Origin of the sequence: Pseudomonas umsongensis, from assembly GCF_002236105.1 — a bacterium.
Taxonomy (GTDB): domain Bacteria; phylum Pseudomonadota; class Gammaproteobacteria; order Pseudomonadales; family Pseudomonadaceae; genus Aquipseudomonas; species Aquipseudomonas umsongensis.
Map to the genome: position 1 here is coordinate 1,319,251 of NZ_NIWU01000002.1, position 13,655 is coordinate 1,332,905.

Sequence of the window (13,655 nt, forward strand, 5' to 3'; positions counted from 1 at the left end):
GCCTCATTCTTCCACGCGAACTTCACGGAACATGCCCATTTCCATGTGGTACAGGAGGTGGCAGTGATAGGCCCAGCGGCCGAGCGCGTCGGCAGTCACCCGATAACTGCGCCGTGAGCCTGGCGGCATGTCGATGGTGTGTTTGCGCACCATGAACTCGCCGTTCGCGTCTTCAAGGTCGCTCCACATGCCATGCAGGTGAATGGGATGCGTCATCATCGTGTCGTTGACCAATACGATGCGGATTCGCTCGCCGTACTTGAGGCGCAGCGGTTCAGCGTCGGAGAACTTCACGCCGTTGAACGACCAGGCGAACTTTTCCATGTGGCCAGTGAGGTGCAGTTCCACGGTGCGGCCGGGGTCGCGGCCGTCCGGGTCTGCGAAGGTGCTGCGCAAGTCGGAATAGGTCAGGACGCGACGACCATTGTCACGCAGGCCGAGGCCAGGGTCATCGAGTTTGGGTGAAGTGGTCATGGCTTGCATGTCCACCAGCGGATTGTTGTTTTCGGTCGCGGGATGGGACTGCATTTCGCCCATGCCGGTCATGCCGCTGTGATCCATGCCGGCCATGCCTTGCATTGAGCTGTGGTCCATGCCGGTCATCTGACTGTGATCCATGCCCGCCATGTCGCCGCCCATGCTGCCGTGATCCATACCGCCCATGCCCATGTCATCCATGGTCACCAGTGGTCTCGGGTCTAGGGCAGGGATCGGCGCGGACAAACCCACCTTCGCCGCCAGCGTGCCGCGGGCGTAGCCGGTACGATCCATCGACTGGGCAAACAGGGTGTAGGCATCCTGGGTCGGCTCGACGATCACATCGAACGTCTCTGCCACCGCGATGCGAAACTCGTCGACGCTCACCGGTTTGACATGCAGGCCGTCCGCTGCGACCACCGTCATTTTCAGGCCGGGAATGCGTACGTCGAAGTAGGTCATGGCGGAGCCGTTGATAAAGCGCAGGCGCAGTTTCTCTCCGGGACGGAATACACCGGTCCAGTTCATGTCAGGCGCCTGGCCGTTCAACAAATAGGTGTAAGTCGCGCCGCTGACGTCGGCCAGGTCTGTGGGATTCATCTTCATTTCGGCCCACATCTTTCGATCTGCGACGGTGGAGCCCCAGCCTTTCTCGCTGACGTCGTGGATGAAGTCGCCCACGGTGCGCTTGTTGTAGTTGTAGTAATCCGACTGTTTTTTCAACGTCTTCATCAAGCCGACCGCATCTTCGTCGGTCCAGTCGGTCAGCATCACCACATAATCGCGGTCGTACTCAAACGGCTCCGGCTCCTTCGCATCAATCACCAGCGGGCCGTAGACGCCTGACTGCTCCTGAAGCCCCGAATGACTGTGATACCAGTACGTGCCGTTCTGCCTGACCTTGAATTGATAGACATACATCCCACCGGGTTCGATGCCGTGAAAACTCAGCCCCGGTACGCCGTCCATGTTGGCCGGCAACAAGATGCCGTGCCAGTGAATGGAGGTATCGGCATTGAGTTTGTTCCTCACCCGCAGCGTAACCGTGTCGCCTTCGCGCCAGCGCAGCAGGGGGCCGGGAATACCGCCATTGATGGTCATCGCGGTGCGCCGGTTGCCGGTGATGTTGACCGGGGTTTCGCCGATGAACAGGTCAAAGTCGGTACCGGCCAGGACATTCGCCTCGCCCGGGCTGGTAATCGCCCAGACAGGTGTGCGCCATAGCCCGAGGCCGCCGAGAATCCCGGTGGCGGCGAGCCCCTTCACAAAGGTTCGTCTAGAAGTTTCAGGTCGCATGACGCTGTGTTCCCTGTCAGTCGGATGACGGAGCAATCAGGAGATGTTGCCACGTTTGATGAAGAGGGTAAGGGGGGCGACCTTTCAGAAGACTGAGCTGAAGATTACGGTTTTGTCAGCTTCACCCGCGACCTCGAATTGGATCCTGTCATGCCAGACTTTGCGAATGTGGGCTTCACGCTTAAGTATCTTGACGTTGAGGTTCTCCTTGGCAATCGCTATGCAGATGAAGTCATAGGCGCGGCGCGAAGCCCTCAGGGGCCATACCCATCTGATGGAAACGATCGGGGTGGGCCTTGGCGCAGTGGATGCAAAAAAGAGTTGGCGCATGACTTCAATTACTGATTTTGCGCTACCTCATCATCAACGCGGCCAGTTCCCGTTCCCGCCGCGTGACGTCCTCTTCCACCGCCCGCACTTCGCGCATGTAAGCCTCGACGGCGGGAGGCAGCGAGCGTTCCTTGAGGGAGATAAAACCGTAATGCATATACGACGCCTGATCGTGGAGCGGCAGCGGTATGATTTCACCCGCCAGCAACTCGCGCTCAAAGGCCGTCAACGTGCCGATTGCCAGCGCGTTGCTGTTCACCACGAATTGAACGATCTGCATGGGCACGTCAATTTCAATCGCCGGCACGAAATCGCCTGTCACTGTGTCATAGGCACCGGCGCAGCCTAATGTCGCGGGCGGTATAAGGCCGGCCAGGCGGGACGGAATACGCGACGCCACCCAAGGGTAATCGAGTGCTTGCGCCCGCTTCAGGGAGCGTTGCGCAAGCAGCGGATGGTCGGGTCGGCAAAACAGGCGTCCCTGATGCTCACCCAATAGCTCGCATTTGAATTCTTTTTCGCCTTGCAACGCGCTGATTTCAGCGATCCCCAGATCCACTACACCGTTGGCGACCTGCTGCGCAACTTCTCGCCAACCGGCAACATGGGCCGTCACCTTGAGGTTGGGATGGCGGGCGTGCAACCGGGCAATGGCGCGATAGCCGCTGATGACACTGGGGTACGGCCCCAAGGCCACCTTGAGTGTGCCGATGTCGCCCACTGCCAGCAGGGCGATGTCCCGCCGAAGGTCCTCTTCAGCCATCAACAAGCGCTGGCTTTTGGCCTGCAGCACCTGGCCGAACGCCGTCAGGGTCACACCGTCGGTGCGCCGATCGAACAGCGTAACGCCGAGCTCCTGTTCCAGCAGCTGGATACTTTTGCTCAGCGCAGGTTGCGAAACGCCCAACGCTTTGGCCGCCTGACCAAAATGGGCATGTTCGATCAGTGCCAGGAATTGACGTAGGCGGCGCGGGGTCATGTCATAACCTTAATGTTATCGATATCAAGTAAAACGGAATTTTTCGTAATCAAATGAATATGCTATTCCTTGCCAGGCGGGTCAAGACGAACAAGAGCAAACCCGCGCCATCAAGGCATCGATACTCTGGCGAAGGAACATTTCATGAACAACAAGACCCTCAGTTGCGCGCTGGCCATCGCACTGTCCACGGGCTTCAACCCCAGCATTTTTGCTGCTCAGACAACTGCCGTACCGGCCGCGATTGAGCATGTCGATAACCATTTCGACAACAAGGGCAAACCGCCCTCGACCTACACCGTCGAATTTCAGAAAGGTGTGCGCAACACGCTTCCTTTTGCAGACAAGCGCGATTTTGAAGAAGCCAGGAAAGGCTTCATCGCAGCGCCGGCCTACAACAAGATCATGGCCGATGCGGGGAACGTCGCCTGGAACATGGGCAGCTATGATTTCCTGCTCGCGGGCAAGGACTTCGACACGGTCAATCCCTCGTTGCAACGGCAGGCCGTGCTCAACATGGCCTATGGTCTGTATGAAGTGGTTCCAGACAGGATCTATCAGATCCGCGGCTTTGACCTGGCCAATATCACGTTCATCAAGGGCGACACCGGCTGGATCGTTTTCGACACCCTGACCTCGAAGGAAACCGCCAGGGCGGCGCTGGATTTCATCAATGAAAAACTGGGCAAGCGCCCGGTGGTGGCCGTGGTGATTTCTCACTCCCATGCGGACCACTTTGGCGGTGTCCGTGGCGTAGTCGAGGAAGCGGACGTGCGCAGCGGCAAGGTCGCGCTGATCGCCCCCGTGGGCTTCATGGAGCATGCGGTCGCTGAAAACGTATACGCCGGCAATGCCATGAATCGACGCGCGTTCTTTCAATACGGCCTGCTGTTGCCACGCAGTCCCTACGGTCATGTCGACATGGCGATCGGCAAAAACGCCGCCTCCGGCAACATCGGCTTGATCGAACCTAATCGATACATCGAAAAGGATTTCGAAAGCGTGACAATCGACGGGGTGCAAATGGAGTTCCAGAACACGCCAGGCACCGAAGCACCGTCGGAAATGAATACCTGGTTCCCGCAGTTCAAGGCGTTCTGGGCGGCCGAGAACGTCACCGGCACCATTCACAACATCTACACCCTGCGCGGTGCCTTGGTGCGCGATCCGCTGGTGTGGTCGAAGAACATCAACAACGCCCTGTATCGCTACGGCCAGCAGGCGGATGTGATGCTTGCCGCGCACAATTGGCCGCGCTGGGGCAATGAACGAATCCAGGAAGTGATGCGCGCGCAACGCGACGCCTATGCCAACCTGAACAACGCCGTCCTGCATGCGGCGAACCAGGGCGTCACCATCAACGAGATCCACAATGTCTACAAGTTGCCCGAGAGCCTCAAGAACACTTGGGCGACGCATAGCTATCACGGCTCGGAAGAACACAACAGCCGCGCGGTAATCAACCGCTACCTGGGTTATTGGGATGCCAACCCGGCCACGCTGATGCCGCTGTCACCGAAGGATTCGGCTCCGCTGTACGTTGAAATGATGGGCGGGGCTGCAAAGATCATGGCCAAGGGCAAAGCCTTGTACGATCAAGGCAAATACCGTGAAGCCTATGAGATTCTCAATAAGCTGGTGTACGCCGAGCCGCAAAACACCCAGGCCAAGGACCTGCTGGCGGACGTCTATGAGCAGGTGGGCTATCAGAAGGAAAGTGCCGGCGTGCGCAACAGCTTCCTGGCGGCGGCCTATGAGTTGCGCAACGGCATGCCCAACGGCCGGGCGCCAAGATCTGGCGGGCCGGACTTTATCCGCGCCATGAGCACGGAGTTGTGGCTCGAATATCTCGGCATCAGCCTGGATGGCAGCAAGGTTGCGGACTTGCATTTCGTCCTGAACCTCAAGACCCCGGACAATGGCGAACAATTCGTGGTGGAGCTGAGCAATTCAACGCTGACCAGCATCAAGGGCCAGCAGGCAAAAAAACCCGACCTGACCCTCACCCTCGATCGCTCGGCGCTTGAAGGCGTGATGGCCAGGCAGACCAGCTTCGATCAGCTCGTCGCGGACGGCAAGGCAACCTTTGAAGGCGATCGCAAACCGTTCGCCCAACTGATGGCCGCCATGACCCCATTCACCCCGGACTTTGAACTGCTGCCGGGGACGAAGCAGTAACGGCGATGGCGCGGTAGACAGTTAACCTGGCGCGTCTGAGGCTTGGACGCGCCTGTTAAACACCCGCTGGCTGGAAAGCTCCCGCCGCCGTGAGCTTCCCCTTGACCCCTGTCGTCATCAAGGAAGGGCATAGAGGTTGAAAAACATTCGGGAGGTATCACTGACGCCTCCCAGGTGTTTGTCATATTGGCGCTCAATCTCACCACTGCGATACATCTCGCTTAGCGCGCTATCAACTAACAGTCGGAAGTTTTCATCATCACGATCGAGCATCATCGAGGTCGTTGAGTACTCAAAGATGCGATCAAGCAATACGAGATTTCCGGTGACGTATTGGTCGGTGAGCTCATGTTTGAGCATTGTGCGTTCAGCGAAGAAAACATCTGCCTTGCCATCGGCAACACGCTTGAGGCCCGCGGCCGCGTCTTGCACCGTGACGAGTGTGGCGACCACGCCCAGGGATCGTATCTGTTGATTGATCCACTGCTCGGTGACGCCGCCAGCAATCGTGGCATACGTCATGTTGGCCAATGCGCGATTGACGTCTGTACGCCAGCTTGGGCCGGTTTTGACCACGTCGCCTTTCAGCACCCTGAGTAGCGCATTAGGCGCCTTTTTGTTGACCACGGCCGATAGGCCGGCCGTGTAGACAGGAATGGAGTAGCTGACTGTTTTCCGACGTTCCAGTGTTGCCGGCGTCGGGGTGCAGAGAATGTCGACTTTTCCAGTGCTGACGGCGCTGGTTTCTTCGCCCAATCCAACGGGCTGATAACGAACTTTTAGTGAAGGCAGGTTCAACTCGGTTTTCAGTGCGTTGAAGATGCCCTGACAGAGATCGATCGCATATCCGCTGGCCTTATCACCGTCCTGGGTACTGAACGGTGCGAAGTCAGGCACATACCCCAGCACTACCGAGTGACTGTTGCGCACCCGTTCAAGCGTGTCGGCTCCCGCGACGGCGGATACCAGGGAAAGCAGGCAGACAAGAAGCAGGTGGGCGGCTTTAATCGGTTGAGCGCTCATTCCTCTTTCTCCCGTCAGGTGTTTCTTCTGATCGGCAAAGATCCATCGTTCAGATGTCTTCGGGTGAAATCACCCACACGCTGCAGGGCATCTTGTACAGCAGATGTTCCACAGTGCTGCCAACCAAACGCTCCATGGCGCCGTGGCCGACGCGCCCCATGACAATGACATCAGTGTCATAGGCCCCGACATAGCTGGAAAGCACCTTGGCCGGATTGCCCATGATCATGTGCTGGCGCTCCGGCCCAATACCGTTGCGCTGAGAAAGCTCGCGGAACGCTTCAGCTTGCGCATCGAAAAGGGTTTTGGCTTTGCTCGAAGAAAAAAATGCCGAACCATTACTGAAGCCAAATTCATCTGCGCTGATCGATGAAAGATCGTGGGCGTAGACCACGTCGAGCTCGGCGTTGCAAATGGCGGCCAGTTTTGACGCCTCGCGCAAAATCCTGTCGTTGAAATCTGCATACTGGTCATCACGATGAAAAGGGTCGACTGCAGCGACGATTTTGCGCGGCAAAGCATGGTGCATATGGCTGACAAAATGCAGCGGCACCTTGCATTCACGCAACAAGTGGATATCCAGTGGAGTAAACATCAGGCGTGACAGCAGGGACTCATGTTCGAGTGCCTTGATCAATACGGCCATCGGTTGTTCCTTGAGATGGATGAGGATTTCCTGCAAGGGCCTCTCCACCCAGACCACTTCCGTGGTGACGTGAACGCCAATTTTGCGCAGTGGTCTAGCCTGGTCCTCAAGCCATTGGCGATGGCGCTCGACATAACCCAGCCGCATCTGTTCCAGCGCCTGTTCGTTGACCATTCCAGCCGTCGCCAGCCCTTCGAGGTAATCGAACGCTACGATGTGCAGTGCCGCGTCCGAAGCCTTGGCCAATGCGGCGGCCCGGTCGAAGGCAGGGCTGTTTTCCATCAACGGTGAAACGATCAGCATGAAACGTGATTGATCAGACATGACGGATCTCCGGTCGGTAATCGCGCGTTGGCTTGCCCCAAATAACCGAGGCCTTGGGCAGTTGAACCTTGCAATCATGGTGCTTGCGGCCGGGAGGGTGGACTTGATCTTTGTCAAATGAGAGGGGGACGGACGCTATCGCTCGACGTGCGGTTGCCCAAAGCCGCGTCCAGTGAAGAATTAGTTGACCATTATCAATCCTTCTCCTGTCACGGCGGTGCAGTCTTTGGATTGCGTGCTGGTGCCGGACGCCATTGCCAATTTGTGCCCGATTGCGCACGGGGTGATTCTCGTTGTCGGATGGAGGTATTTATGTTCATTGATATCACGGAGAAACCCGCCAGCCATTGTTGGGGCGTGTGCATTGATGCCCTGGAAGTGAATTTCAATAGCCTGGCGCAAGCGCAGGCATTCGTTGATCAGCTCAAGGCACGTATCGAAGCCCCCCATGTCTGGCCGAATGCTCGAGACTCGGCAGCCCGTGCCAGCCGAATACCGCAGGCTCGCACCGATCTCGTGTAGTCAGCAGGACGTGGGCCAGCACGGGGCCGGGCTTGTGCAGGTGACAACCCAATGAATGAAACCTTCGGGATGGCGGGTGCCGCTGCTGCGCTGGGAATTGGCATGCTCATCGGCCTTGAGCGCGAACGGCACAAAGGGCAGGAGGAGAACCGTGCGTGTGCCGGTTTGCGCACCTATGCGATCACTGCATTGCTGGGTTATGTGGCGATGCAGCTCGGTGGCAACCTGCTGATAAGCATCGTCGCGATCATCCTCGGCGTGCTCTTCACCGTAGCGTACTGGCGCAGCGTTGGCGACGATCCCGGTGTGACCAGTGAAGTGGCCCTGCTCAGTGTCCTGATACTGGGTGGGCTGTGTGGTGCCTGGCCGACGCTGGCGATTGCCATTGGCGTGGCCATCGCGGGATTGTTGGCCTATCGACAGAAATTGCACTACTTCGCCCGCAGTCAATTGACCGATGCCGAGCTGGGTGACGGCCTGATCCTGCTGACCGCTGCGCTGGTCGTGCTGCCCTTGGCGCCGGATCGTTTTATCGGCCCCTATGCTGCGATCAATTTGCGCACCATTTGCACACTGACCGTGTTGCTGATGGCAGTGGGGGCGATTGGGCATATTGCAGTGCGTACCCTGGGTATCCGCTACGGTTACCCCATCAGCGCCATTGCCTCCGGGTTTGCCTCCAGCGCCGTGACGATCGCCGCCATGGGCCATCTCGTCGCCCGGCAGCCCGACGACATAAAGCTCCTGAGCGCGGCCGCGATCCTGTCCAACATGGCCACCGTTACCCAGGTCGGCCTGATCCTGGGGGCGGTCGACACCGGTCTGCTGCGCCACATGTGGGGGCCCCTGATCGGCGGTGCTGTCGCGGCAGCGTTATATGGCTTGTGCCTGATGCTCCCCAAGCCGACGGCCGGCGCCAACCAGCCGATCAAGGTCGGAGGTGCGTTCAACCTCAAGCTGGCCCTGATCGTCACGTTGGCCATGACCGGTATCACCTTTGTTTCATCCATGATGCTTAGCCATTTTGGCCAGATGGGGGTCATGCTCACCGCCACGATCTCAGGTTTTGCCGATGCACATTCCTCGACGGCGTCGATTGCCACGTTGGCCAAGTCCGGCCGTTTACCGTTCGACGCTATCGTCGGGCCCCTGTTGATAGCGATCAGCAGCAACTCAGTCAGCAAATGCGTGGTGGCGTGGGTCAGCGGCGGACGTCGTTTCGCCGCCTACGTGATTCCGGGCCAGGTGTTGCTGACACTGGCAATGTGGGCGGGGATGAGCCTGAACTGACGGACATCGTGCGTATCACTGACAAATATCAAGGGGGCGCAACAACAATCGATCAATCTGAGCATCTACTACCGGATTGAAATGGCCGCGCGCCGAGGTGCCCCATGTCGCAGACTCAACGTTTACTCCTGATCGCCCCTTCAACCATGAAGCATACCCCGGCGTTCGACCGGGCCGCGGCGTTGGCGCAGGCGATGCATTTGCCGTTGCACATCGTGGCGTTCGACTACTCACAGGCGTTGGCGGTAGCCGGGTTGTTTGCCCCGGAGCAATTCAGCCTGGCCCGGGATGGCTATCTGCAAACTCATCGGCAATGGCTCGCGGATCAGGCCGGATTGATGAGCAAGCATGGCGTCGAGGTCACCAGCGAGGTGGTGTGGGTACAGGATCCTTATGCAGAGATCCTCAACTTTATCAACGAGATGCCACTGACGCTGATCATCAAGGACGCCCATGAAGAATCGGCGCTCAAGCGCGTGTTTTTCACGCCGCTGGATTGGCAACTGCTGCGTGATTGCCCGGTGCCGGTGCATCTGGTGACCACGCCGCTGAATCCGCGGCCGCGTCATGTGCTGGCCATCATCGATGTAATGCGCGATGAGGATCAGGACCGGGTGTTCAACGACCACATTATCGACGCAGCGGCGAAACTGGCCGCGATCTGCGATGCCGATCTTGACCTGCTGCATGTGTATGACTGGACGGTTGTATATGCCCAGGACATGGGCTTTGGCGCATTGCAACTGGCTAACGGGGTGTATGAAATGTTGGGAACGGCTCAGCAGGAGGCGTTTGCGGCCATCGCTGAACGCCACGGCGTGCCTGTGCAGCATCGTTTCTTCAGGGAAGGCGCGCCCGTGCCCAGTATCTGTGAGTTTGCCGCCGAACACCGCACCGATGTCATTGTCATGGGCACGGTGCAGCACAAGGGTTTGAGCAAGTTGCTGGGCACCACGGCCGAGCACCTGCTGCATCAGGCACCGTGCAGTGTATTGGCGATCAAGCCGCGACAAATGCTGCAATCCTGATGTGGGGAACGCCCCGCGATGAGCCGTTGGCCGAGACATCGCGGGGCGACTTTTCTACAGGTGAAGACGATGGATGACCTGGCGGCTGTCGTCAGGATCACACTGTCTCTCGAAGCCAAGTGCCTTGGCCAGGTCGCGCATGGGCGCATTACTGGCGGCGTCCACGGAATACATCTGGCGAAAGCCGTTGCGGCGGGCGGCCTCGATCAAATGCGTCATCAGCAATGTGCCCAGGCCCAGGTGCGTCCACAGATCGGCGACCGTGACGGCGCATTCGCATTCATGTTCCCCGGTGGCCGCATAACGACTGATGCCAACCTCGATCAGTTGCCCGTTATCGTGGACCAGGGCGATATAGGCCACGCGCTGTTTGTTGTCGGTGTCCATCAATTGGTTGAGCATCGTCGTGCCGGGCTCGTTGATCTGTGCGAGAAAACGCATGTGCCTGGATTCGGGAGACAGCCGCTTGATGAAGTCATATTCACGGTCGCGGTCCTGTTCCGTCAGTGGCCGGATCAACACGTGGCGGCCGTCCCTGAGTGCTTCAATCCAGTATTGGCCATCGACGGCGGCATAGGCGGCTGCAGCCCGATCATTGTGGTCTTTGACAGTGAGCATGGGGTATTCCTCCAGTGCAGTTTCAAGGACGTGCGGGCGGCAAAAAATCCGCGCTCGAGTTCTTTTTACCCTGCTGTCCAGGTTGGAATTTGATCTGGATCAGAGACAGGCGTCAGGCGCGTCAGTGCGTGCGGGTTGATTTACATCAAGCACGCGAGAGGGATCAGGGCGCAGTGTTGAAGCATGCCGGCGAGTGATGACCGGGATCGAATGGAGGTGTGTGATGAGTCAATATCAACGGTTGCTGCTGATCGTCGATCAAAACCTGCAACGCTCTCCCGCCGAACAGCGTGCCGTCGCGCTGGCCAAGGCCGCCGGCGCAGTCCTGGATGTACGGGTGTTTGCCGAACCGGTGCCAGTGGTTCATTTGTGGGCCGAGAAAGTCGACGACACAGAGCATCAACGCTATATGCGTCGCTACCGCCGCTGGGAGGCCGAAGAGCTCGATCGGCTCAACGATATGGGGCTGGATGTGACAGTCAAAGCCGTCTTCACCACCCATCCGTTGCTGGACATACTGAAAACGGTCGAGGATCTGAAGCCCGACCTGCTGATCAAGGATGTCAGCCTTGAACCGGTGCTCAAGCGAGTATTCATCACGCCACTCGATTGCCACCTGTTGCGTGAGTGCCCGGTCCCCGTGCACTTGGTCAACCATGTCCGCTACAGCTTGCCGCATCGAATCGTGGCAGCCGTGGACCCCTTCGATCCAGCGACTCAAATCAGCGGCTTGAATGACACCATCATCCAGACCGCCAATGCCCTGGCCTTGCAATGCGACGCGCCGTTACACCTGCTGTACGCCTATGACCTGTCACCCCTCTTCAACAGCGATGCGCCACTGGCCGGGGGAGGGTGGGGCGTGGACGTTATCGAGGAGCTGCGTCAGTCCTTGCACCAGGCGTTCGTGACATTGGCGGAGCGCTACGGCGTGCCGCCGGAACGACGCCATTTCGTCATGGGGTTGCCTGTGCCGGTGATCAGTGAGTTCGTCGAGGAGTATTTGGCTGACGTGGTGGTGATGGGCACTGTGCATCGGGTTGGGATCGACCGGCTGATCGGCAGCAATACCGAGCGGGCGCTGTACTCGGTGCCAGGGAGCATCCTGGCGGTCAGGCAGCGCGTCAGGGTATGAGTACGATTGCGCCGTTGAACTGCCCGCTCCGCAACCGTTCCAGCGCTTGATTGGCATCGTCCAGGGCAAAACAGGTGACGTCAGAGTGAACGGGCGTGTGCTGCAGTGCTTCGAAAAACGCTGTGCCATCCTCACGGGTCAGGTTGGCGACCGATCGAACGCTGCGCTCGCCCCACAACAGCCGATAGGGAAAGGCGGGAATGTCACTCATATGGATGCCGGCGCAAATCACGCAGCCTCCCTTGACGGTGACCGCCAGTGCCAGTGGCACCAAGGCACCGACCGGGGCGAAAATCAGGCTGGCATCGAGCAGATGCGGCGGAGGTTGATCCGAGGGCCCGGCCCATTCGGCACCCAGCGACCGGGCATAAGCCTGGCCTTCGCTGTCGTCTGGACGGGTGAAGGCATACACCTTCTGTTTACGTCCACGGGCGATCTGAATGGCCAGGTGTGCTGCCGCGCCAAAACCATAGAGGCCCAGATGGTGGGCGCCTCGGGCCATTTGCAGGGCCCGAAAGCCAATCAGTCCGGCGCACAGCAGCGGTGCGGCCTGGGTGTCGGAAAGTGACTCAGGGATCGGGAAGCAAAAACGTGCGTCGGCTACGGTGTACTCGGCATACCCTCCGTCCAGATGGCAGCCGGTGAACCGGGCCTTATCGCAGAGGTTTTCTCGTCCCGAACGGCAGAACACGCAGTGCCCGCAGGTCCAGCCCAGCCAGGGCACGCCTACCCGCCGGCCGATCCACTCGGCAGCGACGTCGGCACCGACGGCCGTGACTTCGCCGACAATTTCATGCCCCGGCACGCGTGGCAGCCGCGCTTGGGGCAATTCGCCATCCACCAGGTGCAGATCGGTGCGGCACACGCCGCACGCCAGGACCTTGATCAGCAGCTGCTGTGAGTCGGGCGTGGGAATGGGGCGCTCTTGCAATTGCAGTGACTGGCCGGGGCGATGCAGGACCATGGCACGCATGAACACACTCCAGGCGGCAGGTTTCAACTCAGGTGACGATGACAGCCCACTATCAGTTGCTTGAGTCCATCCATGTCCTGAATGTTGACGTCGCGGCCGGTTATTTCCACCAAACCTTGGTCACGCAGGTGAGCGATGCCCCGACAGACGGTTTCAAGGCGCAGGCCCAGATAAGAACCGATTTCCTCCCGGCGCATTTTCAGCACGAAATTGCGCGACGAATAACCACGGGAGTTCAAGCGTTGCGACATATTCAGCAAAAAAGCGGCCAACCGTTCATCCGAGTTCATGTTGCCCAGCATCATCATCATGTCGTGATCACGCACGATTTCCCGGCTGAGGATTTTGTTCAGGTTGTGCTGCAATGAAGGCAACTCTCGGGCAAGTTTTTCCAGGTGGGCAAAATGGATGGGGCAGACCTCGCTGTCCTCCAGGGCAACCGCATCGCAGGTATGCTGTTCTGTGCTGATGGCGTCCAGGCCGAGCATTTCACCTGGAATCTGAAACCCGGTGACCTGCTCGCGACCGTCGATTGAAAGCACGCTGGTCTTGAATGAACCCAATCGCACGGCATACAGCGAACGCAATGGATCGCCTGCGCGGTAGAGTGCCGAGCCCTTTTTGACCTTGAGCCGTTGAATGATCAGCGTGTCCAGGCGCTCGATTTCCGCACCGGTCAAGCCTAACGGCAGGCACAGCTCCAATACGCTGCAACTGGAGCACGCCGTTTTGAGATGTTGATCGCGATACGATCGAGTTTCAGTCACATGGAAGCCCTCGATATCAGCCTATTGAGCATAGTGTCTATTGCCGCTGGGCGTTGAGAATAGACGCCT

The 13,655-nt window shown here is 58.7% G+C and carries 12 protein-coding genes and 1 pseudogene; 5 read left to right on the top strand and 8 right to left on the bottom strand.

Features of this window, described 5'->3' with window-relative positions; genetic code table 11:
* Positions 1-3: 3 nt before the first annotated feature.
* From PSUM_RS16410 to PSUM_RS16415, 3 genes and pseudogenes are all read right to left on the bottom strand, one after another.
* Positions 4-1,773: a copper resistance system multicopper oxidase gene (locus PSUM_RS16410; protein WP_033044952.1), complete on the bottom strand. Its 1,770-nt coding sequence runs from the start codon at positions 1,771-1,773 to the stop codon at positions 4-6.
* Positions 1,774-1,956: 183 nt separating this feature from the next.
* Positions 1,957-2,074: pseudogene (locus PSUM_RS31350) on the bottom strand (transketolase family protein); the annotation flags it as partial.
* Positions 2,075-2,125: 51 nt separating this feature from the next.
* The gene (locus PSUM_RS16415) at positions 2,126-3,082 is read right to left on the bottom strand and encodes a LysR family transcriptional regulator (protein WP_083348574.1); all 957 of its coding nucleotides are present in this window, start codon (positions 3,080-3,082) and stop codon (positions 2,126-2,128) included.
* Positions 3,083-3,226: 144 nt separating this feature from the next.
* On the opposite strand from PSUM_RS16415, the gene PSUM_RS16420 reads away from it, so the two are divergent.
* Positions 3,227-5,260: an alkyl/aryl-sulfatase gene (locus PSUM_RS16420; RefSeq protein WP_083348575.1), complete on the top strand. Its 2,034-nt coding sequence runs from the start codon at positions 3,227-3,229 to the stop codon at positions 5,258-5,260.
* Between the two features lie 117 nt (positions 5,261-5,377).
* Here the strand turns inward: PSUM_RS16420 and PSUM_RS16425 are convergent, their stop codons facing one another.
* Together PSUM_RS16425 and PSUM_RS16430 are read right to left on the bottom strand one after the other, a co-directional pair.
* On the bottom strand, positions 5,378-6,283 hold the full coding sequence (locus PSUM_RS16425) for an amino acid ABC transporter substrate-binding protein (RefSeq protein ID WP_083348576.1): 906 nt from the start codon (positions 6,281-6,283) through the stop codon (positions 5,378-5,380).
* 49 nt (positions 6,284-6,332) lie between these two features.
* The gene (locus PSUM_RS16430; protein WP_083348577.1) at positions 6,333-7,253 is read right to left on the bottom strand and encodes a universal stress protein; all 921 of its coding nucleotides are present in this window, start codon (positions 7,251-7,253) and stop codon (positions 6,333-6,335) included.
* Positions 7,254-7,565: 312 nt separating this feature from the next.
* On the opposite strand from PSUM_RS16430, the gene PSUM_RS16435 reads away from it, so the two are divergent.
* The 3 genes from PSUM_RS16435 (at position 7,566) to PSUM_RS16445 (ending at position 10,093) form a co-directional block, all read left to right on the top strand.
* Entirely contained in the window at positions 7,566-7,775 is a 210-nt protein-coding gene (locus PSUM_RS16435; RefSeq protein ID WP_083348578.1) for a hypothetical protein, read from the top strand.
* Between the two features lie 51 nt (positions 7,776-7,826).
* On the top strand, positions 7,827-9,065 hold the full coding sequence (locus tag PSUM_RS16440; RefSeq protein WP_083348579.1) for an MgtC/SapB family protein: 1,239 nt from the start codon (positions 7,827-7,829) through the stop codon (positions 9,063-9,065).
* A gap of 104 nt (positions 9,066-9,169) precedes the next feature.
* Positions 9,170-10,093, top strand: a complete 924-nt coding sequence (locus tag PSUM_RS16445; RefSeq protein WP_083348580.1) for a universal stress protein — start codon at positions 9,170-9,172, stop codon at positions 10,091-10,093.
* A gap of 54 nt (positions 10,094-10,147) precedes the next feature.
* On the opposite strand, the gene PSUM_RS16450 is transcribed toward PSUM_RS16445, so the two are convergent.
* Positions 10,148-10,711 carry a GNAT family N-acetyltransferase gene (locus tag PSUM_RS16450; RefSeq protein ID WP_083348581.1) on the bottom strand — a complete coding sequence of 188 codons (564 nt, stop codon included), beginning with the start codon at positions 10,709-10,711 and terminating at the stop codon, positions 10,148-10,150.
* 223 nt (positions 10,712-10,934) lie between these two features.
* Between PSUM_RS16450 and PSUM_RS16455 the strand changes: the two genes are divergently transcribed.
* The gene (locus tag PSUM_RS16455; protein ID WP_020800315.1) at positions 10,935-11,846 is read left to right on the top strand and encodes a universal stress protein; all 912 of its coding nucleotides are present in this window, start codon (positions 10,935-10,937) and stop codon (positions 11,844-11,846) included.
* On the opposite strand, the gene PSUM_RS16460 is transcribed toward PSUM_RS16455, so the two are convergent.
* Together PSUM_RS16460 and fnr are read right to left on the bottom strand one after the other, a co-directional pair.
* Positions 11,836-12,819, bottom strand: coding sequence for a zinc-dependent alcohol dehydrogenase family protein (locus PSUM_RS16460; RefSeq protein ID WP_083348582.1), 984 nt, complete (start codon positions 12,817-12,819; stop codon positions 11,836-11,838). The two genes, PSUM_RS16455 and PSUM_RS16460, sit on opposite strands and share 11 nt — an antisense overlap.
* 23 nt (positions 12,820-12,842) lie before the next feature.
* Positions 12,843-13,586, bottom strand: a complete 744-nt coding sequence (fnr, locus tag PSUM_RS16465; protein WP_083348583.1) for a fumarate/nitrate reduction transcriptional regulator Fnr — start codon at positions 13,584-13,586, stop codon at positions 12,843-12,845.
* Positions 13,587-13,655: the final 69 nt, after the last annotated feature.

Excerpts from the sequence above, each read along its gene's own strand:
- PSUM_RS16410 (WP_033044952.1), bottom strand. The coding sequence starts at position 1,773 with ATGCGACCTGAAACTTCTAGACGAACCTTTGTGAAGGGGCTCGCCGCC.
- PSUM_RS16415 (WP_083348574.1), bottom strand. The coding sequence starts at position 3,082 with ATGACCCCGCGCCGCCTACGTCAATTCCTGGCACTGATCGAACATGCC.
- PSUM_RS16420 (WP_083348575.1), top strand. The coding sequence starts at position 3,227 with ATGAACAACAAGACCCTCAGTTGCGCGCTGGCCATCGCACTGTCCACG.
- PSUM_RS16425 (WP_083348576.1), bottom strand. The coding sequence starts at position 6,283 with ATGAGCGCTCAACCGATTAAAGCCGCCCACCTGCTTCTTGTCTGCCTG.
- PSUM_RS16430 (WP_083348577.1), bottom strand. The coding sequence starts at position 7,253 with ATGTCTGATCAATCACGTTTCATGCTGATCGTTTCACCGTTGATGGAA.
- PSUM_RS16435 (WP_083348578.1), top strand. The coding sequence starts at position 7,566 with ATGTTCATTGATATCACGGAGAAACCCGCCAGCCATTGTTGGGGCGTG.
- PSUM_RS16440 (WP_083348579.1), top strand. The coding sequence starts at position 7,827 with ATGAATGAAACCTTCGGGATGGCGGGTGCCGCTGCTGCGCTGGGAATT.
- PSUM_RS16445 (WP_083348580.1), top strand. The coding sequence starts at position 9,170 with ATGTCGCAGACTCAACGTTTACTCCTGATCGCCCCTTCAACCATGAAG.
- PSUM_RS16450 (WP_083348581.1), bottom strand. The coding sequence starts at position 10,711 with ATGCTCACTGTCAAAGACCACAATGATCGGGCTGCAGCCGCCTATGCC.
- PSUM_RS16455 (WP_020800315.1), top strand. The coding sequence starts at position 10,935 with ATGAGTCAATATCAACGGTTGCTGCTGATCGTCGATCAAAACCTGCAA.
- PSUM_RS16460 (WP_083348582.1), bottom strand. The coding sequence starts at position 12,819 with ATGCGTGCCATGGTCCTGCATCGCCCCGGCCAGTCACTGCAATTGCAA.